This window comes from Nocardioides perillae, assembly GCF_013409425.1.
Lineage (GTDB): Bacteria > Actinomycetota > Actinomycetes > Propionibacteriales > Nocardioidaceae > Nocardioides > Nocardioides perillae.
Genome location: NZ_JACCAC010000001.1, coordinates 1,965,675 through 1,986,747, shown reverse-complemented (window position 1 = coordinate 1,986,747; position 21,073 = coordinate 1,965,675). Strand labels below are relative to the sequence as shown.

The 21,073-nt window shown below is 76.0% G+C and carries 15 protein-coding genes and 1 pseudogene; 6 read left to right on the top strand and 10 right to left on the bottom strand.

Annotation, left to right across the window (positions count from 1 at the left end):
• Positions 1–95: 95 nt before the first annotated feature.
• From BJ989_RS18245 to lepA, 5 genes and pseudogenes are all read right to left on the bottom strand, one after another.
• Positions 96–317 (bottom strand): annotated as a pseudogene (locus BJ989_RS18245) (PDDEXK family nuclease); the annotation flags it as partial.
• Between the two features lie 387 nt (positions 318–704).
• The gene (locus BJ989_RS09180) at positions 705–2,027 is read right to left on the bottom strand and encodes an HNH endonuclease signature motif containing protein (protein ID WP_179517946.1); all 1,323 of its coding nucleotides are present in this window, start codon (positions 2,025–2,027) and stop codon (positions 705–707) included.
• A 352-nt stretch (positions 2,028–2,379) separates the two neighbouring features.
• Positions 2,380–3,771 (bottom strand): MFS transporter, encoded by a 1,392-nt coding sequence (locus BJ989_RS09175; RefSeq protein ID WP_179517945.1) that lies wholly within the window; start codon positions 3,769–3,771, stop codon positions 2,380–2,382.
• 16 nt (positions 3,772–3,787) lie between these two features.
• Positions 3,788–4,717, bottom strand: a complete 930-nt coding sequence (locus BJ989_RS09170) for an aminoglycoside phosphotransferase family protein (RefSeq protein WP_179517944.1) — start codon at positions 4,715–4,717, stop codon at positions 3,788–3,790.
• The gene (gene lepA / locus BJ989_RS09165) at positions 4,717–6,603 is read right to left on the bottom strand and encodes a translation elongation factor 4 (protein ID WP_179517943.1); all 1,887 of its coding nucleotides are present in this window, start codon (positions 6,601–6,603) and stop codon (positions 4,717–4,719) included. The genes BJ989_RS09170 and lepA overlap by 1 nt, the downstream gene beginning before the upstream one ends.
• Before the next feature lie 166 nt (positions 6,604–6,769).
• Between lepA and BJ989_RS09160 the strand changes: the two genes are divergently transcribed.
• From BJ989_RS09160 to holA, 4 genes are all read left to right on the top strand, one after another.
• Positions 6,770–8,398: an alkaline phosphatase D family protein gene (locus BJ989_RS09160; RefSeq protein ID WP_179517942.1), complete on the top strand. Its 1,629-nt coding sequence runs from the start codon at positions 6,770–6,772 to the stop codon at positions 8,396–8,398.
• 86 nt (positions 8,399–8,484) lie between these two features.
• Entirely contained in the window at positions 8,485–9,453 is a 969-nt protein-coding gene (locus BJ989_RS09155) for an aminoglycoside phosphotransferase/kinase family protein (protein ID WP_179517941.1), read from the top strand.
• Between the two features lie 113 nt (positions 9,454–9,566).
• On the top strand, positions 9,567–9,827 hold the full coding sequence (gene rpsT, locus BJ989_RS09150; protein WP_179517940.1) for a 30S ribosomal protein S20: 261 nt from the start codon (positions 9,567–9,569) through the stop codon (positions 9,825–9,827).
• Between the two features lie 142 nt (positions 9,828–9,969).
• Positions 9,970–10,959 carry a DNA polymerase III subunit delta gene (gene holA, locus BJ989_RS09145; RefSeq protein WP_179517939.1) on the top strand — a complete coding sequence of 330 codons (990 nt, stop codon included), beginning with the start codon at positions 9,970–9,972 and terminating at the stop codon, positions 10,957–10,959.
• Positions 10,960–10,981: 22 nt separating this feature from the next.
• Here the strand turns inward: holA and BJ989_RS09140 are convergent, their stop codons facing one another.
• The 4 genes from BJ989_RS09140 to leuS all read right to left on the bottom strand — a co-directional run bounded on the left by BJ989_RS09140 (position 10,982) and on the right by leuS (position 18,060).
• Complete coding sequence (locus tag BJ989_RS09140; RefSeq protein WP_343049220.1) at positions 10,982–13,309, bottom strand: ComEC/Rec2 family competence protein; 2,328 nt, start codon at positions 13,307–13,309, stop codon at positions 10,982–10,984.
• A gap of 1 nt (position 13,310) precedes the next feature.
• A complete protein-coding gene (locus BJ989_RS09135) occupies positions 13,311–14,468 on the bottom strand; it encodes a ComEA family DNA-binding protein (RefSeq protein WP_218848782.1) in 1,158 nt (385 codons plus the stop codon).
• A 135-nt stretch (positions 14,469–14,603) separates the two neighbouring features.
• Positions 14,604–15,530: a DegV family protein gene (locus BJ989_RS09130; protein WP_179517938.1), complete on the bottom strand. Its 927-nt coding sequence runs from the start codon at positions 15,528–15,530 to the stop codon at positions 14,604–14,606.
• Positions 15,531–15,546: 16 nt separating this feature from the next.
• Positions 15,547–18,060 carry a leucine--tRNA ligase gene (gene leuS / locus BJ989_RS09125; RefSeq protein WP_179517937.1) on the bottom strand — a complete coding sequence of 838 codons (2,514 nt, stop codon included), beginning with the start codon at positions 18,058–18,060 and terminating at the stop codon, positions 15,547–15,549.
• 84 nt (positions 18,061–18,144) lie between these two features.
• Between leuS and BJ989_RS09120 the strand changes: the two genes are divergently transcribed.
• Both BJ989_RS09120 and BJ989_RS09115 read left to right on the top strand, forming a co-directional pair.
• A complete protein-coding gene (locus BJ989_RS09120; RefSeq protein WP_179517936.1) occupies positions 18,145–19,176 on the top strand; it encodes an NAD-dependent epimerase/dehydratase family protein in 1,032 nt (343 codons plus the stop codon).
• A gap of 56 nt (positions 19,177–19,232) precedes the next feature.
• Positions 19,233–19,994 (top strand): SDR family NAD(P)-dependent oxidoreductase, encoded by a 762-nt coding sequence (locus tag BJ989_RS09115; protein WP_179517935.1) that lies wholly within the window; start codon positions 19,233–19,235, stop codon positions 19,992–19,994.
• Positions 19,995–19,997: 3 nt separating this feature from the next.
• On the opposite strand, the gene BJ989_RS09110 is transcribed toward BJ989_RS09115, so the two are convergent.
• Positions 19,998–20,996: an AraC family transcriptional regulator ligand-binding domain-containing protein gene (locus BJ989_RS09110; RefSeq protein ID WP_218848781.1), complete on the bottom strand. Its 999-nt coding sequence runs from the start codon at positions 20,994–20,996 to the stop codon at positions 19,998–20,000.
• Between the last annotated feature and the right edge of the window lie 77 nt (positions 20,997–21,073).

Genomic DNA, 21,073 nt, shown 5'->3' with positions numbered 1-21,073 from the left:
TCGTCGTCGCGGTGCTGGACGGTGGCGATCTTCCACTGCCACCACAGCGCGTTGTTGCGGGGCGCGTGGAAGTGCTCGGGGCACCCGTGCCAGAAGCAGCCGTCCACGAAGACCGCGATCCGCGCGCGGGTCAGCGCGAGGTCGATGAGGCGGCGCGGTGCTCCTGGCACCGGGTGGTCCACCCGGAAGCGCAGACCGCGCCGGTGCAGCTCGCGGCGCAGCGCCAGCTCCGGGGCCGTGCGGGTCTTGCGGATCTGACCCATGCGCGCGGAGCGCTCCGCGCTGACCGGGAGGCGCTCGGGCTCGGCGAGGGGCACCCGACCACCCTCGCTCGTCCGGGGTCTCCCCGCTGGCGTCGTCCACAGCCTCGACCTCCGGTGGTCGAGGAGGTCCGTCACGCCCGTCTCCAGACCGCCGAGGGGTCACGCGCTGCGCACGCGCCGAGGGGTCGCGCGTTGGGCTGGCGTCGAGGGGTCGCGCGTTGGGCACGCGTCGAGGGGTCGCGCGTTGGGGATGCGTCGAGGGGTCGCCCGCTGGCCGGCGGTCCCCGGTGGTCGACGGAGACCGTCGGTCTCGGTCTCGAGGGCGGCCGGCTGCACGAGTCGGCTGCAGGGGTCGGCGGCGGGGGTCGGCGGCGGGGGTTGGTCATGCAGGTGTACGCCGTGCCGGGCGGTGCGGGTGGGTCTGGCTGCCGTTGCGGGGTGTCAGGTCCGCATGGGCCGGGTGCGCGCGAACGTGATCCGGTGGCGGTGGTAGGTGGTCTCGTAGGCGGGGTCGTGGGCCCTGGCGTGGTGTCTGGGGCACAGCAGGTAGCCCTCGGCCAGGTCTGTGCGTCCGCCGGTGTGCCAGGGGGTGCGGTGGTGGGCGTGGCACATCGAGGGTGGCCAGTCGCAGCCGTCGGCGGTGCAGCCACCTTGGAGGCGGGCGAGGGCGAGGCGTTGGGTCTTGGTGAAGTACCGCCGGGTGCGTCCGACGTCGAGGGGCTGCGAGGCTCCGCCGAGCACGACGGGCACGATCCTAGCGCCGCACGCCCACAACCGGGCTTTCGCGGCGGTGATCCGGGTCCCGGTCGACAACGACACGGGTGCGTCGGCGCCGTCGCCGGTGCCGGTGAGCTGTGCCAGGTCCAGAGTGACGGTGACGGTGGCGTCGACCCCACCGGCCTGGGTCGCGGCGGTGGTGGCAGCGGCGTCGGCGGCGGAGCGGTGGCGGGTGCGGACGTACTCGCAGAACGCGTGCCCCCGCCGCAGCGGCCGCGGGACGCGGTTGCCGTGCTGATCGACCGGCACCGGGTCGGTGCCGTGGGTGGCGTGGTGGTGGCGGGGTGCGGTGAGTGCGTCGAGGGCGGTGGCGAGCATGTCGGCTTCGGCGGTGGGGATGGTGAACCGGCCGTGGGCTTTGCCGTGGCCGTCGCGGGTCATGGTGAAGCTGGCTGCCGCGGCTGCTGCTGCTTCTTCGCGTTCGAGGCGGTCGCGTTCGACGTCGTCGGCGATGTCGGGGGCGACGACGTCGAGGATGCGGTCGCCGAGGCGTTTCAGCTCGACCGCGTCGAACATGGCGGCCAACTCCAGCAGGTGGGCGCGGGCGGCGTCGACCACTGCGACCCCGACCCGGGTCACCGGCAGGGCGTCGACCGCGCGGGTGATGACCTCGGCTTGCTCGGGCAGCACCACCCCGGCGCTCATCGCCGCGAGCATGGTGCCGTGGCGTGCCTCGAGTGCCGCAGCGTGGCGGACGGTGGCGACTGACTTCGCCCGGGTCTGGTGGGTGAGTCGTGCCCAGTGCGCCCCGGTGGAGGTGGCACCCGTGGCGTCGCCGACACCGGCACGGTCCGCGGCGGCGACGGTGGTGAGCTCGAGCGCGGCGAGGCGGGCACGACACCTGGCGAGCTCCACCAACGCGGCCTCGGCTTCCGGCGCGGTGAGTGACCAGGTCGGCGTACCCGACGCGTGGTGCAGGTCGGTGTCGAGGCAGGCCAACGCGGCCAGCAGCGGGTGCTGCGGTGCGTGGTCGCGGTGGTCTGCCATACCGCCTACTCAACCACCGACCACCGACAGTCACGCGCGCCTGGAGAACTGCCCGGATCGCGCTGTGGACAACGGATCCACGACGGTCGCCTATGGACAGGAAGTGGCGCAGACCAGGCTCAGCCAACCGGCTCGGGACGGCCTCGGCGGGCCACCCCGAGACCCGAGTGCCCCAGTGCGTGACCCCTCGACGCGAGCCCAGCGCGTGACCCCTCGACGCGAGCCCAGCACGCGACCCCTCGACGCCAGCGCAGCGCGCGACCCCTCGACACAAGCCCAGCGCGCGACCCCTCGACGCGAGCCCAGCGCGCGACCCCTCGACGCGAGCGCAGCGCGCGACCCGCCGGCGGGGTCAGGCGCGGCGGGCGACGACGACGGCGAGGGCGCCGAGGGCGGTGGTGAGCGTCAGGACCGCGACGAAGGCCGCACGGTCGTCGGCGGTGCCGACCGCGGTGAACACCAGCCCGGCGACCGCGACGGCCGCAGCGGACCCGACGGCGTCGGCGAGGGTCAGGCCGGCAGATCCGGAGCCACGGTCGGCCTCCGAGGTGCGGGCGAGCACGGCGACGGTGGTGCGGGGGTACATCAGGCCCATGCCCGCGGCGGCCACCACCCACCCGACCACGAGCAGCAGCGCCGGGAGCCCGAGCGCCGTGGCGGCGGCGATCGCGGTCACCCCGGCCGCCAGCACGGACGACCCGGCGCGCAGGGCGGCCTCGTCGGGGAGGCGGTCGCCGAGCCTCGCCTGCACCTGCGAGGCCGCGGCCCACCCGAGGGTGGCGCCGGTCAGCACCAGCCCGCTGAGCCAGATGCGCAGGTCGTACTGCTCCTGGAGCAGGTAGGGCAGGTAGGCCTCGCTGGCGAAGAAGGTGGCGGCGACCAGCCCGCGCAGCGCCACCACGGCGGCCACCCCGCGACCCGCGCGCAGGGTGCCGGCCGGGAGCAGCGGCCGCAGCGCAGCGACCACCGCCACGAGCGCACCCGCCGCGCCGGCGACGGCGAGCGGCCCCGTGAGGCCCCCGGCGCCGTTCAGCCCGAGCAGGGCGAGGGCGACGACCAGGGCGAGCCCGACGCGCCGCCGGTCGCGGCGCCGCGCCTCGCGCGACCGCCGCTCGCCGGCCGGTGGGGGCTGCACCCCGGCCAGTGCCGGGACCATCAGGGTGAGCGCCGCGGCCGCCAGGCCGACGACCCCCAGGAAGACCCAGCGCCAGCCGACCGTCTCGGCCACCACCCCCGCGAGGAACGGCCCCACCAGCCCGGGGAGCACCCACGCCAGGGCGAAGAGCCCCAGGATCCGCGGGCGGTCCGGCGGCGCGTAGACCTGCGCCACGAGGACGTAGAGCGCGACCGTCAGCGCTCCCCCGCCGAGTCCCTGGAGCACCCGTCCGAGCACCAGCAGGCCCATCGACGGCGCGAGCCCGGCCACCAGCAGACCGACGCCGAAGAGCGCGACGGCCGTGAGCAGCGGCCGCACGGCGCCGCGCCGGTCCGACCACGACCCGGCCAGCACCATCCCGACCAGGCTCGCCGCCAGGGTCGCGGAGAAGGCGGTCGCGAACCAGGCCCGGCCGTCGAGGTCGGCGCTCACCTCCGGCATCACCGTGGCGACCGCCAGCGCCTCGAAGGCGGCGAGGAAGACGAGGGCGAAGGAGCCGAGGGAGGCGCCCCGGTAGGCCGGCGAGAGCAACGACGTCCGGCGCGGGCCGGGTGGACCTGGGGTGGTCGGCTCGCGCGTCGTCGTCACGGCCCGAGGCTAGGCGCTAGCCCTGCACGGCCTTGGCGAGGGTGACGCACTGCGTCAGGTAGGCGTCGGTCGGCGTCTGCCGCACCGCGCCCGGCTCGTCCTGCAGCCGTCCCAGGGCGTTGGTCAGCGCCCGCACCACCACCCAGTCGCGTGCCCGCTCCTCCTCCAGCCCGGCGGCGTCGACGACCGTGTGGAAGCGCAGCCGGATCCCGTCGCGCACGCTGCGGTGCGCGCCCAGCAGCTCCTCCCACCGGTTCCACAGCAGCGGCGCCACCTCGCTGTGCGGGTCGCCGGCCAGCGGTTTCGGGTCGATCGCCAGCCACGGCGCCCGGCTGGCCGCCAGGACGTTGGCGTAGTGCAGGTCGCCGTGCAGCAGCCGGTCTCCCCCGTCGACCGGCGCCGCCGCCAGGTCGGCCGCGAGGGAGGCGGCCTGCTCGACCAGGCGACGCGGCAGCGGCGCGTCGCGCGGGAGCGCCCGGAGGCCGGCGGCCCACCCCTCGGCGTACGTCGCGAGTCGCCGCACGCTCGCCGGTGCCGGCACGTGCAGGGCGCCGTAGAGGCCGGCCACCACCTCGCACGCCTCGACGTCCCAGAGGTCCCCGAGGTCCTCGCGGTGCAGCCGCTCCAGCAGCAGGGCGTGGCGGTGGGGGTCGGCACGCAGCAGCCGCACGGCCCCGCGCCCGTCCCAGTGGCGCAGCGCGAGGTGCTCCTGCTCGGCCTCCTCGTGGGGGAAGCCGACCTTGAGCACCGCGGGCGCTCCCCCGGCCGTGCGCACCGGCACCACCAGCGCGCAGTAGCCGTGGGCCGGCTCCGCACCGGCCGGGAGGTCGACGGTGAGCCGCCACTCCTCGACGAGGCCGTCGACCACGCCGGGGAGAGCGGCGAGGAAGTCGTCGAACGCCGGGCCGCGCGCGGCGTACGCGGCGAAACCGGCCGGCAGGCGCACTACTTCTTGCCGGACTTGTCCCCGCCGCTGGGGGCGTTGGAGAGCGCGGCCACGAAGGCCTCCTGGGGGACCTCGACGCGGCCGACCATCTTCATCCGCTTCTTGCCCTCCTTCTGCTTCTCCAGCAGCTTGCGCTTGCGGGTGATGTCGCCGCCGTAGCACTTGGCGAGCACGTCCTTGCGGATCGCGCGGATGTTCTCCCGCGCGATGACCCGGGCGCCGATCGCGGCCTGGATCGGCACCTCGAACTGCTGGCGCGGGATCAGGTCCTTGAGCTTGCCCGCCAGCATGACGCCGTAGGAGTAGGCCGCGTCCTTGTGCACGATCGCCGAGAACGCGTCGACCGGCTCGCCCTGCAGCAGGATGTCGACCTTGACGAGGTCGGCGACCTGGTCGCCGGTGAAGTCGTAGTCGAGGGAGGCGTAGCCCTTGGTGCGCGACTTCAGCTGGTCGAAGAAGTCGAAGACGATCTCGGCCATCGGCAGCGTGTAGCGCATCTCGACGCGGTCCTCGGAGAGGTAGTCCATCCCGCCGAGCGTGCCGCGCTTGGACTGGCACAGCTCCATGATCGTGCCGATGTAGTCGCTGGGCGCCAGGATCGTGGCCTTGACGACCGGCTCCCGCACCTCGGCGACCTTGCCGGCGGGGTACTCGCTGGGGTTGGTCACCAGGTGCTCGGTGCCGTCCTCCATCGTCACGGTGTAGACCACGTTGGGCGCCGTCGAGATCAGGTCGAGGCCGAACTCCCGCTCGAGGCGGTCGCGCGTGATCTCCATGTGCAGCAGGCCCAGGAAGCCGCAGCGGAAGCCGAAGCCCAGCGCCGTCGAGGTCTCGGGCTCGTAGGCCAGCGCCGCGTCGTTGAGCTGCAGCTTGTCGAGGGCGTCGCGCAGCGTCGGGTAGTCGTCGCCGTCGATCGGGTAGAGCCCCGCGTAGACCATCGGGTTGGGGTGGGCGTAGCCGCCCAGCGCCTCGGTCGCGCCGTCGTGCTGGCTGGTCACCGTGTCGCCGACGCGCGACTGCCGCACGTCCTTCACGCCGGTGATCAGGTAGCCGACCTCGCCGACGCCGATCTCGCCGGCCTTGACCGGCTCGGGGCTGATGACGCCCACCTCGAGCATCTCGTGGGTCGCGCCCGTGCTCATCATCTTGATCCGGTCGCGGTGGCGCAGGCTGCCGTCGACGACCCGGACGTAGGTGACGACGCCGCGGAAGGTGTCGTAGACGGAGTCGAAGATCAGCGCGCGGGCCGGCGCGTCGGGGTCGCCGACCGGCGGCGGGGTCTGCTTGACGATCTCGTTGAGCACCGCCTCGACGCCCACGCCCGTCTTGGCGCTCACGCGCAGGACGTCCTCGGGCTCGCAGCCGACGAGGCCGGCGAGCTCGGCGGCGTACTTCTCGGGGTTGGCGCTGGGCAGGTCGATCTTGTTGAGCACCGGGATGATGTGCAGGTCGGCGCCCATGGCGAGGTAGAGGTTGGCCAGCGTCTGGGCCTCGATGCCCTGCGCCGCGTCGACGAGCAGGATCGCCGCCTCGCAGGCCTCGAGCGAGCGCGACACCTCGTAGGTGAAGTCGACGTGGCCGGGGGTGTCGATCATGTTGAGCACGTAGGTGCCCGGCTCCGCGCCCTGCTCGTTGCCGTCCGGCACGGTCCACGGCATCCGCACGGCCTGGCTCTTGATGGTGATGCCGCGCTCGCGCTCGATGTCCATGCGGTCGAGGTACTGCGCGCGGGCGGCGCGCGCGTCGACCACGCCGGTCAGCTGCAGCATCCGGTCGGCCAGCGTCGACTTGCCGTGGTCGATGTGGGCGATGATGCAGAAGTTGCGCAGGATCGACGGGGCGGTCTGCCCCGGCTGGGGCGCCTGGGTCGCGGTCTTCGGCGGCACGTGCGGCTCTCGCTGCTCTCGGTCGAGGGGCGGGGAGCCCCCAGTCTCCCACCCGCGCGGGTGCGCGGCGGAATCGACCGCGGGCCACCACCCGGTCACCTGCCCGTCGACGGCTCGGCACCTGCCGTGCGCGACGGCGTACGACGGCTCCGCCAGCGTGTCGGGCATGACCCTCTCGGACCCCCGCCCCTCGCCCACCGTCCCTGCCGTCTCGTCCTCCCCGGCGCTCGCTCGTCGCTCGTTGCTGCGCGCGGCCGCCCTCGGCGCGGCCGCGGCGCCCCTGCTCGGTGCCCCCGGGCTCCTCGGCCCGGCACGCGCCCGGACGGCGCCCGCCTTCGTGCGGTCCGGTCGCCCGCTGCTGACCCACGGCGTGCAGGCCGGCGACGTCCGCGAGGGCGCCGCGACCCTGTGGACGCGGGCCGACCGGCCGGCCCGGCTGCTGGCCGAGGTGTCCCGCGACCCGTCCTTCCGCCGCGGGGTGCGCACCGTGCGCGGCCCGGTCGTCACCCCCGACACGGACCTCACCGGCGAGGTGGGCCTGCGCGGCCTGCCCCCCGGCACCGAGCTGCACTACCGCCTGCGGGCGGTCGACCTCGACGACGACCGCCGCTCCTCGGCCCCGCTCACCGGCCGGCTGCGGACCGCCCCGCGGGCCGGCCAGGACGTCACCTTCCTGTGGTCGGGCGACGTCGCCGGGCAGGGCTGGGGCGTCAACCCCGACCTCGGCGGCTTCCGCATCGCCGACGCGATGCTGGCCCGCGACGCCGACTTCTTCCTGTGCTCCGGCGACACCGTCTACGCCGACGGCCCGGTGAGCGAGCGCGTGGTCCTGCCCGACGGCTCGACCTGGCGCAACCTGGTGACCGCGGAGAAGAGCAAGGTCGCCGAGACCCTGGACGAGTTCCGCGGGCAGTACCGCTACAACCTGCTCGCCGACAACTGGCGCGCCTTCCTCGCCGCCACCCCGCAGGTCGGCTCGTGGGACGACCACGAGGTCACCAACAACTGGTACCCCGGCGAGCTGCTCGAGGACGCCCGCTACACCGAGAAGCGCGTCGACGTGCTCGCCGCGCGGGCACGCCGCGCCTTCCACGACTACGTGCCGGTCGCGCCGGTCTCCCCGGACCCCGAGGGCCGCCTCCACCGCGTGCTCCACCACGGCCCGCACCTCGACCTCTTCGTGCTCGACATGCGCACCCACAAGGACCCCAACACCGGCAACCGCGAGCCGCTCGCCGACGGGGGCGTGCTCGGCGAGGCGCAGACCGCCTGGCTGCTGCGCGAGCTCGAGCGGTCGACGGCCACGTGGAAGGTGATCGCCGCCGACCTGCCGATCGGGCTGGTCGTGCCCGACGGGGCGAGCGCCCAGGAGGGCATCGCCCAGGGCGACGGCGGCGCGCCTCTCGGCCGTGAGCTCGACCTCGCGCGGGTGCTGAGCGGGCTGAAGCGGCTCGGCATCCGCAACCACGTCTGGCTCACCGCCGACGTGCACTACACCGCGGCGCACCACTACTCCCCCGACCGCGCGACCTACCAGGACTTCGACCCGTTCTGGGAGTTCGTCTCCGGCCCGCTCAACGCCGGGGCCTTCGGTCCGAACGCCCTCGACGCGACCTTCGGGCCCCGGGGGGAGTTCGTCGCTGCGGCGCCGCGGCCCAACACCTCGCCGGCGGAGGGCTCGCAGTTCTTCGGCGAGGTCCAGGTCGAGGGCCGGACCGGCCGGCTCACCGTCACCCTGCGCGACGTCGAGGGCGCGGCGCTCTTCACCCGCACCCTCGACCCCGCGCCGCGCTGAGCCACGCCGGGCGTCGGGGGGTCGTGGAGGCCCGCCGGGACCGGCCTCGCGGCGGCCCCCGACGCCCGGTGCGCGACGATGGCCGCGTGACCGACGCCGTGCGACCGCCCGTGCCGACCCGCATCCCCCACGGCCGCACCGCACGCCGCCTGCAGTGGGCGCACCTGCCGCCGCTGCTGCGCCGCAGCGTCGAGGGTCGGCTCGGCACCACCGTCGTCGAGGCGCGCTCGCAGGACGCCGGTTTCACCCCGGGGATGGCGGCGGTCCTCGTCGGCGCCGACGGCACCCGGCACTTCGTCAAGGCCGCCTCGGTCGCGGCCCAGCGCACCTTCGCCGAGGCCTACCGCGAGGAGGCGCGCAAGCTCGCCGCCCTCCCGCCCGCGGCACCGGCCGCCCCCCTGCGGTGGGTCCTCGACGAGGACGGCTGGGTCGTCCTCTGCACGGCGTACGTCGAGGGGCGGGCGCCGGCGCGACCCTGGCGGCAACCGGAGCTCGACGCCCTGCTCGACGCGCTCGGGGCGGCCTCGACGGCGTTGACACCCGTGCCACCCGGACTGGCGGTGGCCACCTTCGCCGAGGAGTTCGGGGCGCTGCGGGGCCACTGGGACCACGTGCGCGCCACGCGGCCCGACCTGTCCCCCGCCACGCTCGACGACGGCGCCCACCTCGCCGCCCTGGCGCTCGAGGTGACGGCCGGCGACACGCTCGTGCACACCGACGTGCGCGACGACAACGTGCTGCTGCGCGCCGACGGGAGCGCGGTGCTGTGCGACTGGAACTGGCCGGTGCGCGGCGCGGCATGGGTCGACACCGCGATGGCGCTCGTCGGGCCGCGGGGCGACGGCCTCGACGTCGAGGGCGTGCTGGCCGCCCGACCGCTGCTCACCGGTGTGCCGGCCGAGCACGTCGACGCGCTGCTGGCCCTGCTGCTGGGCTACTTCTGCCACGCGGCGGACCAGCCGGTGCCGCCCACCTCACCGCACCTGCGGGCCGCGCAGGCCTGGCAGCGCGACGTGGTGCTGGACTGGTTGCGCGAGCGGCGCGGCTGGGCCTGAGGTGGATTTGGGGGGCGGACCGGCGCGCTGGTAACTTTGCTCCTCGTGTCTGGCGCCCGTGCGCGCCGACACCCCACGACTCCAGCACCGCACACCGAGACGAAGGCGCATCAGTGGCGAACATCAAGTCCCAGATCAAGCGCAACAAGCAGAACGAGGCTGCCCGCGAGCGCAACAAGGCCGTCAAGACCGGCCTGAAGACCGCGGTCCGCAAGTTCCGCGAGGCCGCGGAGGCTGGCGACAAGGACAAGGCCGTCGAGACCGGCCGGGCTGCCTCGCGCATGCTCGACAAGGCCGCCTCGAAGGGCGTCATCCACAAGAACCAGGCCGCCAACCGCAAGGCCTCGATCGCCAAGCGGGCCAACAGCCTCTGACCGTCCGGCGCGCCCCGCGCGCCTCGACGTCCACTCGCGGCGCCGTCCCCTCGGGGGCGGCGCCGTTCGTCGTGCTCGGGGTGGCGGCCGGCTGCGCCCGTGCACGTGGCCTGTCGGCGCCCTGTGGGAAGGTGGTCCGACCATGGCAGCCGCATCCCCCCGCCCCGCCGACGTGCTCGGCCGGGTCACGCTGGTCACCGGCAAGGAGGAGTACCTCTCCGAGCGCACCGTGCAGGCCGTCCGGGCCGCGGTCCGCGCCCACGACGCCGAGGCCGAGGCCTCCGAGGCGCGCGGCGCCGACCTGAGCCTGGCCACCCTCGGCGAGCTGGCCGCACCCTCGCTGTTCTCCTCGACGCGCTGCGTGGTCGTGCGCGGGCTGGAGGACCTCCCGGAGGAGTCCGTGGCCGGGCTGCTCGACTACGCCGCCGCCCCGGTCGAGGACGTCGCCCTGGTGCTGGTGCACTCCGGCGGGCAGAAGGGCACCGGTGTCCTCGCCAAGCTGCGCAAGGCGGCGTCGGTGACGGAGGTGAAGTCCGCCGAGCTGCGCCCCTCCGAGCTGCCGCGCTTCGTCGCCGCCGAGGTGCGCCGCCACGGCGGCCGCATCGACGACGAGGCGAGCTCGGCGCTCGTCACGGCCGTCGGCCAGGACCTCCGCTCGCTCGCCGCGGCGGCGAGCCAGCTCACCGCCGACTTCCCCGACCGCACCATCGGGGCCGACGAGGTCGGCCGGTTCTTCGGCGGCCGGGCCGAGGCCAAGTCGTTCGCGGTCGCCGACGCCGCCTTCTCCGGGCGCCGCGCGGCCGCGCTCGAGGAGCTGCGCTGGGCCGTCGACGGCGGCACGGCCGCGGTGCTGGTCACCTCCGCCTTCGCCGGCAGCGCGCGGGGGCTGGCCCGCCTGGTCGCCGCGCCGCGCGGGATGCGCGAGGCCGACCTCGCCCGCGAGGTGGGCGTGCCACCCTGGAAGCTGCGCTCGCTGCGCGAGCAGTCCCGGGGCTGGGACGCCGCCGGCCTCGGCGCCGCGGTGCGCGCGGTGGCCCGCGCCGACGCCGAGGTGAAGGGCGCGGCCGGCGACGCGGCGTACACGCTGGAGCGGCTGGTGCTCACCATCACCGGGCTGCGGCTGCAGCGCTAGCCGTGCTCGGCCGCGCCCGCGGTCACTGCTCCGTGCGGAGCACCGGCTCACCGTCGTCGACCGCGACGAGCAGGGTGCCGTCGACGTCGGTGCGGGCGGTCCGCGCGCCTGCGGCCTCGAGGGCGAGGAGCACCTCGCGCGCGGGGTGGCCGTAGTCGTTGTCGGCGCCCACGCTCGTCAGGGCGAGGCGCGGCGCCAGGCCCGTGAGCAGCTCGAGGTCCTGGTGGCGACTGCCGTGGTGCGGCACCTTGAGCACGTCGACGCGCACCCCCGCCAGGAGCCGCGCCAGGCCGCGCTGCGCCGGCGGCTCCACGTCGCCGGTGAGCAGCAGCGAGAGGCCGTCGACCTCGACCCACAGCACGACGCTCGCGTCGTTGGCCGCGTCGCCCTCCGCGCCCGCCTCCCCGCCCGCCACGGCGGCGGGCGTCGGCCAGAGCACCTGCCAGGTCACGGCACCGACCACGCCGGCGCTGCCCACCTGCGCGGGCGCCACGGGCGCACCGGCGGCCGCCGCTACCTCGGCGACCCCGCGGGCGCCGCCCGCCGGCTCGGGCAGCGGCGAGGTCACCACCTGCCCGACGACGCGGCCGTCGAGGGCGCCAACGAGCCCGTCGACGTGGTCGGCGTGGAAGTGCGTCAGCACCACCAGCGGGAGGGTGTGCACCCCCAGGCGGTCGAGGCAGCGGTCGACCGCGGCCGAGTCCGGGCCGGCGTCGACGAGGACCCCCGCACCCGCCCCGGCCCGCAGCACGACCGCGTCGCCCTGCCCGACGTCGCACACCGCCACCGACCACTCCCCCGGCCAGCCGGGGGTCGGCAGGCGCACGGTGACGACGAGCAGGCCCGCGAGGGCGAGGGGTACGGCGCGCCGCGGGCGCCGCAGCAGCCACGGGGCGGCCGCCGCGATGACGAGGCACAGGGCGGTGAGCGCGCTCAGCGACCACGCCGACGGCGCCCACGCCACGGCCGCACCCGGTAGGTCCGCTCCGCGCCGCGCGACCGCCACGATCCAACCCACGCACCAGGCAGCGCCGGTGCCGAGCAGCCGGGCGCCGTCACTCCAGACCAGCCCCACCAGGCCGCCCAGCAGGCCCAGCACGGTGGCGGGCGCGACGGCCGGCGCGACCAGCAGGTTGGCGAGGACCGCCACGAGGCTCACCTGTCCCGAGATCGCCGCCACCAGCGGCGTGCAGGCCAGCTGCGCCGCGGCGGGCACCGCGACCGCCTCGGCCAGCGGCCGGGTCGACCACGGCGCAGCGGCGTCGCGCCAGCCCGGCGCGAGCAGCAGGATGCCGGCAGTCGCGCTCACGCTCAGGGCGAAGCCGACGCTCACCGCGAGCCCCGGGCTGACGAGCAGCAGCACCAGCACCGCGACCCCGAGCGAGCGCAGCCCGCGGCGACGCCCTCCCGAGGCCAGCCCGACCAGGGCCACGGCGCCCATCGCGGCGGCGCGCACCACGCTCGGCTCGGTGCGGGCGACCAGCACGAAACCCGCGATGCCCAGCCCGCCGACGACCACCAGCCACCGACCGCGGACACCGGCCCACCGGGCCGCGAGCAGCAGGGCGCCGACGACGAGGGTCAGGTTGGTGCCCGACACCGCCGTCAGGTGGGTCAGCCCCGTCGTGCGGAAGTCCTCCTCGACCTCGGGGTCGAGACCCGCGTCGTCGCCGGCCACGAGCGCCGGCACGAGCACGGCCTCGGCCGGTGGCCGGTGCGCCACGGAGGCCCGCAAGGAGGCCCGCACGGCCGCCGAGGCGCGCCAGAGCGGACCCGGCGGTCGCAGGACCTCGGGCGAGCCCCGCGCCCGCAGCACCCCGGACAACCCCCCGTCGTCGGCGGCCCCCAGCAGCCCTCCGGCCCGCACCCGGGAGCCCAGGGGCACGCGCTGCCAGGCCTCGCCTCCCAGCACCAGCACGGGCGCACGCACCTCGTGGCGCACGCCGCGGCCGGTGATCGCGACCACCGTGCCGCGGACGAGCACGACCTCGCCGTAGCGTCCCGTCACCGCACGCGCATCCGAGGTCACCTCGAGGTCGACGTCGACGGCGGCACCGAGCGCCGCGAGCTCGGCCACCGGACCGGTGCCGCTGCGCTCGAGGCGCAGCGCCGTGACGGCGCCGACGGCCACCGCCGCCACCAGGCACGCCGCCACGAGCCCGGCGCACGCCCGTCGTCGCACCACGAGCGCCGTCACGCACGCCACGACCAGCAGCCCGGCGGGCACCGCCGCCGGCCGCGGTGCCGGGACGAGGTGCGCCGCCAGGCCGCCCGCCCAGCCGGCGAGCGCCACCGCCGGCACCCGCAGGTCGCGTCGCTCCCCCTCCGGCAGCGCCTCCGGCCGCGGCACGTCAGACCGTGACCAGCGGGGCGAGGTCCTCGAGCGTCGCGTCGCCGATGCCGTCCACCTCGAGCAGCTCCTCGACCGCCGTGAAGCCGCCGTGCTCCGCACGCCAGTCGAGGATCGCGGTGGCCGTGACCGGGCCGACGCCCGGCAGCGTCTCGAGGAGCGCCTGATCGGCGGTGTTGAGGTCGACGAGCCCGCCCGCGGCCCCCGGTCCGGCGCCGGGGCCGGGCAGCGGCCCGCCGCCCGCGGCGGTCCCGGCCGGCGCGCCGACGACCACCTGCTCGCCGTCGACGAGCGGCCGGGCGAGGTTGAGGGTGGTGAGGTCGGTGCCGCGGCGGGCACCGCCGGCCGCCTCGACCGCGTCGGCGACGCGGCTGCCCGTCGGCAGGACCACGAGGCCCGGTCGCCGCACCTCACCGGCGACGTGCACCACCACCTCCTGCCCGGCACCCGTCGCCGCGGGCGAGGCGCCGGCGAGGGCCACAGCGCCGGGGGCCGCGGTGCCGGGGGCCGCGGACCCGGGGACCTCGGTGGCCTCGACGGACGGCACGGCCGCCGGCAGGAGCGGCGCCACGGGCGCGGCCGGCGGCAGCGGCACCTGCTGCGGGGTCGCCCGCACGACCCACCACGTCGTCAGGGCCAGCGCGACGGCCACCACCACCGCGACCACCGACAGGTGCGTCGGCCCGAGCCGCCAGCTGCCCGGCTCCCCGGCGCGCTCGGAGGCGCGCCACGACGCGGCGTGCGCGAGGGGCAGCCGTGCGGCGACCCGGGCGCGCAGGGCGGCGGCCGGCGCCGGCCGCGGCCGCCGCGCCGCGTGGCGCCCAGGCACGGGGAGCACGGGCACGGGGAGCACGGGCACGGGGAGCTCGGGCACGGGGCGCTCGGGCACGGGGAGCACGGGCACCGGGAGCCCAGGCACCGGGAGCTCGGCCGGCGCGGCGCGGCCGGACACGACGTCCGTCCCGCGCGCGACGTCGGGGCCGCCCGCGTGACCCGGTTCGGGGCGCACCTCCTGACCCGGGTCGGGGCCCACCTCGTGGCCCGGGTCGGGGCGCACCGCGGGCCCGGGGGCGGCCGCCAGCTCGGCGGCGAGCAGCGCGAGACGCCGGTGCACCACCTCCTGGTGGGCGCGTGCGGTGCGGGAGCGGGCAGGTCGCATGGCGGCGACGCTAGGAATCCGCGGGCCGCCCGTGGCCGGGTCACCACCGACCTGTGGACGACCGGCGCGCCGACCCCGCCTGTGCACGTCGAGCGGCCCCGGACGCAGGCGCCGGGGGCAGCCCCGACGCAGGTGTCAGACGCGGGGCGAGGTGCAGACCGCGACCATGCCGGGGCCGACGTGGGCACCGAGGACGGCGCCGAGCTCGCCGCACCACACCTCGCGGCCCTCGAGCCGGTCGGCGAGCCGCTCACCGAGCGCAGCGGCCAGCGCGGCGGCGCGGTCGGGGTTGGCGAGGTGGAAGACGCCGACGTCGACGGGCACCTGCTCGTGGTGCAGGCCCTCGTCGTCCTCGCCGGGCAGCCCGTCGTCGGCGAGCGCCGCCGCCTCGACGGCGAGGTCCTCGAGCCGGCTCAGGGCGCGGGCCGAGGTGCGCACCTTCTCCAGCGAGCCGACGCGGCCGTCCTCGATGCGCAGCAGCGGCTTGACGGCCAGGGCGCTGCCGAGGAGCGCGGCGGCGGCGCCGATGCGCCCGCCGCGACGCAGGTGCTCGAGGGTGTCGACGTAGAAGAGCGACGTCGCGGCGGCCGCGCGACGGCGCGCGGCCGCGGCCGCCTCGTCGGCCGACCCACCGGCGTCGAGGACGTCGGCGGCGGCCAGCGCGGCGTACCCGGTCGCGACGCCGACCTGGCGCGTGTCGACGACGAGCACCCGCAGCCCGTGGCGGGTGGCCGCCTCCCGCGCGGCGAGGTGCGCGGACTCCGCGGTGCCGCTCATGTCGCCCGAGAGGTGCACCGAGACCAGCTCGTCGGTGCCGGAGGCCCGCGCCGCCTCGACGTAGGCCGCGAGCACCGACTCCGGCGACGGGCGCGACGTGCTCACCGGCACGAAGGCGCGCAGCGCCTCGGCCACCCGCTCGGGCGTCGCGCCCTCGTCGCCCTCGGCGACCACCTCGGAGCCGATGACCACCTGCAGCGGCACCACGACGAGGCCGCGCTCCGCCACCAGCGCGGGCGGCAGGCTCGCGGTGGAGTCGGTGACGACGACGGGGCGGCCGCCCACGGTGCGTCCCAGACCCTCAGCCCGCGACGACGTTGACGAGCTTGGGTGCGCGCACGACCACCTTGCGCACCTGCTTGCCCGCCAGCGCCCGCTGGACGTCGGGGTGGGCCATCGCCGTGGCCTCGAGGTCGGCCTCGGACACGTCGGGGGCCACCTCGAGGCGCGCCTTGACCTTGCCCTGCACCTGCACGACCGCGGTCACGGACTCCTCGACCAGCAGCGCCTCGTCGACGTGCGGCCAGCCGGCCCGGGCGACCGAGGCCTCGCGACCCAGCGCCTCCCACATCTCCTCGGCGGTGTACGGCGCGACGAGCGAGAGCAGGACGGCGACGGCCTCCACGGCCTCCCGCACCGCGGGGTCGGCCCCTCCCGGGCCGGAGTCGATCGCCTTGCGGGTCGCGTTGACCAGCTCCATCGTGCGGGCGACCAGCACGTTGAAGCGGTGCGACTCGACCAGCCCGGCGGCGTCGTGGACGGTGCGGTGGGTGACGCGGCGCAGCGCCTCGTCGCCGGCGGCCGGGTCGGCCCCGACCTCGCTGGTGACGTCGCCGGCCAGGCGCCAGGCGCGCTGCAGGAAGCGCAGTGACCCGGCGGGCGAGACGTCGGCCCAGTCGATGTCGTCCTCGGGCGGGCTGGCGAAGACCAGCGTGAGCCGCACGGCGTCGACGCCGAACTCCGCCAGCTGGCTGCCGAGGCTCACGCCGTTGCCGAGCGACTTGCTCATCTTGCGCCCGCCGTTGATGACCTTGCCCTGGCTCAGGTAGGCCGAGAACGGCTCGTCGAAGTCGACGAGGCCCAGGTCGCGCAGCGCCTTGGTGAAGAACCGTGCGTAGAGCAGGTGCAGCACGGCGTGCTCGTCGCCGCCGACGTAGATGTCGCACGGCATCCACGCGTTGACCAGGTCGCGGTCGAACGGCTGGGTGTCGTCGTGCGGGGAGCAGTAGCGGAACATGTACCAGGACGAGTCGACGAAGGTGTCCATGGTGTCGGTGTCGCGCTGCGCCGGGCCGCCGCACGTCGGGCACTCGACCGAGACCCAGTCGGTGGCCGCACCCAGCGGCGAGACGCCCTTGGGCTTGAGGTCGGCGCCGCGCAGCTCGGGCAGCCGCACCGGCAGCTGCTCCTCGGGCACGGCGACCTCGCCGTCCACCGGGCAGTGGATGATCGGGATCGGCGCGCCCCAGTAGCGCTGGCGCGAGAGCAGCCAGTCGCGCAGCCGGAAGTTCACCGCGCCCGAGCCCAGGCCGTCGGCCTCGAGCCGGGCGACCGTGCGCGCGATGCCGGTGGCCTTGTCGGACAGTCCGTCGAGGTCGCCGGAGTTGACGTAGGTGCCGTCGCCCGTGGTGGCGACGTAGGTCTCCTCGGGGTTGTCCTCCCCGGTGTCGACCACCCGGCGCACGGGCAGGCCGAAGGCCTTCGCGAAGTCGAGGTCGCGCTGGTCGTGGGCGGGCACGGCCATGATGGCGCCGGTGCCGTAGTCGGCCAGCACGTAGTCGGAGGCCCACACCGGGATCCGCTCGCCGGTGACGGGGTTGGTCGCCTCGATCCCCAGCGGCACGCCGCTCTTGGGGCGGTCGGTGGCCAACCGGTCGATGTCGGAGGCCTTGCGGGTCTCCTCGAGGTAGGCCGCCAGCGCCTCGCGCTGCTCCGGGGCCACGACCTCGGCCGCGAGCGGGGCGTCCGCAGCGACCACCATGAAGGTCGCGCCGTGCAGGGTGTCGGGCCGCGTCGTGTAGACGGTGACCGTCCGCTCGCCGCCGTCGGCCAGGTCCAGCGCGAAGTCGACGTGGGCACCCTCGGAGCGGCCGATCCAGTTGCGCTGGGCGTTGACCACCTTGGTCGACCAGGTGTGCTGCAGGTCGTCGAGGCTGTCGAGCAGCTCCTGGGCGTAGGCGGTGGTGCGGAAGTACCACTGCGTCAGCTCGCGCTTGGTGACCTCCGCGCCGCAGCGCTCGCAGGCGCCGTCGACGACCTGCTCGTTGGCCAGCACGGTCTGGTCGTGGGGGCACCAGTTGACCGGGCTCTTCTTGCGGTAGGCCAGGCCCTGCTCGCGCAGCTTGAGGAACAGCCACTGGGTCCAGCGGTAGTACTCCGGGTCGGAGGTGTTGAACCGGCGCGACCAGTCGAAGCTCACGGCGTACTGCCGGAAGGACTCGAACTGCGTGTCGATGTTGCCGTAGGTGTAGTCGGCGGGGTGCGCGTCGTTGCGGATCGCGGCGTTCTCGGCGGGTAGTCCGAAGGAGTCCCAGCCCATCGGGTTGAGCACCTCGTAGCCGCGCTGCCACCAGTAGCGCGCCAGCACGTCGTGCAGCGCGGTGACCTCGGCGTGGCCCATGTGGAGGTCGCCGGAGGGGTAGGGGAACATCGTCAGCGCGTAGCGCTTCTCGCGCTCCCCGCGCGCCACGGCGCCGTCGTCGGCGGCGAAGGGGTCGAGCTCGGCCCAGCGGGCCAGCCACTTCTCCTGCACCGCCGCCACGTCGTACGTCGCGGCGTCGCGGCTCGCAGGCTGGTCCGGGCTGGTCTGGCTCATGCGAGCCGGCGCTGCGTCGTCACGAGGGCGAGGATACCGGTCGCGGAGCCGCTGCAGACACCGGCGTCGGGGTACCTGCGCGCCATGAGCGAGAGCGAGCTGACCGTCGCCGTCACCGGCCCCACCGGCACCTTCGGCTCCGGCCTGGTGCCCCTGCTGGAGGCCGAGGAGCGGGTGGCCCGCGTCGTCGGCACCGCCCGCAGCGCCGTCGACCCGGCCGCGCGCGGGTGGGTGAAGACCGACTACCGCCGCGGGGACGTGCAGGACGCCGCCGGGCTGGTCGAGGCCTTCGCCGGCGCCGACGTGGTGGTGCACCTGGCCTTCCTCATCACCGGCGGCTCCGCGGCGCAGAGCCGCGCGATCAACGTGCAGGGCACGCTCAACGCCTACCGCGCCGCCCGCGAGGTCGGCGCGCGCCGCTTCGTCTACGCCAGCTCGGTGGCGGCCTACGGCTTCCACGCCGACAACCCGCTCGGCATCACCGAGGACTGGCCGACCCGCCCCGCCGAGCGCCTCTTCTACGCCCAGGAGAAGGCCGAGCTCGAGACCCTGCTGCGCGAGGAGCAGGAGCGCGAGCCGGGCGGCCCCGAGCTCTACCTGCTGCGCCCGCCGATCGTGCTCGGCCCCCACGCCGCGGGCGGCAAGCGGCTGCCGCTGCCGGGGTGGGCGCAGGGCCTCGCCGGGCCGCTGGGCGACCTGCTGGCGCACCTGCCGAAGCGGCTGCCACCCGTGCCGGTGCCCGTGCCCGACGTCCCGCTGCAGCTGGTGCACGAGAGCGACGTCGGGCAGGCGCTGCTGCTCTGCGTGCTCGGCGCCGGCCCGCCGGGCGCCTACAACGTGGCCGCCGACGAGGTCGTCACCGCCGCCGACGTCGTGCGCGTCCTCGGCGGGGTGCCCGTGCCGCTGCCGCCCGGGCCGGCGCACGCCGCGGCCCGCCTCGCCGCGTCCTTCCCGGGGCTGCCGCAGCCCGCGCAGTGGGTCGAGGCGCTCGCCCACCCCGCGCTGGTCGACACCACCCGCGCGAGGACCGAGCTGGGCTGGCGACCGCGGGTCAGCGCGCTCGACGCACTGCGCGACACCCTCGGGCTGCCGCGCGAGGAGCTGCCGGCCTCCTGAGCCGCGCCCGACCGCGCCCGACCGGCGCGCTGCGGCGGGGGGCCTAGGGTGCGGCCATGACGATCTCCGACATGTTCTCCCTCGACGGCAAGGTCGCCGTCGTGACCGGCGCGTCGAGCGGCCTCGGCGTCGCCTTCGCCCAGGCGCTCGCCGAGGCCGGTGCCGACCTCGCGCTCGGCGCCCGACGCACCGACCGGCTCGAGGAGACCGCGGCGATGGTGCGCGACCTCGGCCGCCGCGTGGTCACGGTCGCCACCGACGTCGCCGACCCGGAGCAGTGCACCGCGCTGGTCGAGACCGCGGTGCGAGAGCTCGGCAGCGTCGACGTGCTCGTCAACAACGCCGGCATCGGCACCGCCGTCCCGGCCACCCGCGAGACCCCCGAGCAGTTCCGCCAGGTCATCGACGTCAACCTCAACGGCTGCTACTGGATGGCCCAGGCCTGCGGTCGGGTGATGCGCCCCGGCTCGTCGATCACCAACATCTCCAGCGTCCTCGGCCTGACGACCGCCGGCCTGCCCCAGGCGGCGTACGCCGCGTCGAAGGCGGGGCTCATCGGCCTCACGCGCGACCTGGCCCAGCAGTGGACCGGGCGCAAGGGCATCCGCGTCAACGCGCTGGCCCCGGGCTTCTTCACCTCCGAGATGACCGACCAGTACCCCGACGGCTACCTCGAGTCGCAGGGCCCGCGCATCCCCGTCGGGCGCAAGGGCGACCCGCGCGAGCTCGCCGCCACGCTGGTCTGGCTCTCCTCCCCCGCCGCGGGCTACGTCACCGGCCAGACGCTGGCCGTCGACGGCGGCATGACCATCACCTGAGCCCTAGGCCGGGTCGCCGGCCTCGCGCAGCGCCCGCTGGTGCGCGGCCGGGGTGGTGCCGCGCCAGCGCCGGAAGGCGTGGATGAAGCTCGACGCCTCGGCGTAGCCCAGGCGCAGCGCGACGTCCTCGACCGGCAGCCGGCCGGTGCCGAGCATCTCGAGCGCGAGCGACTCGCGCACCTCGTCGAGCAGCGCCTGGTAGCTCGTGCCCTCCTCGGCCAGCCGTCGCCGCAGCGTGCGGCCCGACATCCCCAGGTCGGAGGCGACGGCCTCCATCGCCGCGCCCGCCGCGACCCGCTGGGTCACGAGCACCCGCACCCGCTGGGCGAGGCCGCTGCGCGCCCGGCGCGCCATCACGACGTCCTCGCACATCGCCCGGCACACCGCCAGCGTGCCGGGGTTGCCCTGCGGCAGCGCGCGGGAGAGGTACGCCGCGGGCAGCGGCAGCCGGTGGGTGCCGGGCTCGAAGCGCGGGGCCGGCTCGCCGGGCAGCAGCTCGTCGAGCACCGTCTCCACCGCCGCCGCGTCGCGGGCCAGCACGAAGGGCTGCACGTCGGCCGGCACCCCGGTGGTGGAGAGCGAGAAGACGACGGCGTCGCCCTCGAGGTGGGCCTCGGGCAGCGCGAAGGCGAAGCTGAGGTCCCAGAAGCGCAGCGCCACGTCGACGGCGTCGAGCACGGTCGGGCTGCTGAGCAGCGCGAAGCCGAAGATGCCGAAGGTGCTCACGTGGTAGCGCCGGCCGACCTCGCGCCCGGCGGCCGCCTGCTCCTCGCGGGGCACCAGCACCAGCAGGTTGCGCACCACCCGCAGCTCCTGCTCGGCGGTGACCTGCCGGTCGGGGTCGGCGAGGTCGGCCGCGGTCAGCCCGCTGCCGCGCAGGGCGGCCTCCTGAGCGAGGCCGCGCGAGGCGGCGTACTCGACGAGCAGCACCGTGCTGCCGACCCCGCGGGGGAAGTCGGGGCGGCGGGTCGCCGGCGAGGCCGGTCGGGGCAGCTCGAGCACTCCGCCATCCTGCCGCAAGGTGTCCGCAATTCTCGACCAGCTGGCCGCGGATGTCTCGCTCGTCACACGTGGAGGCC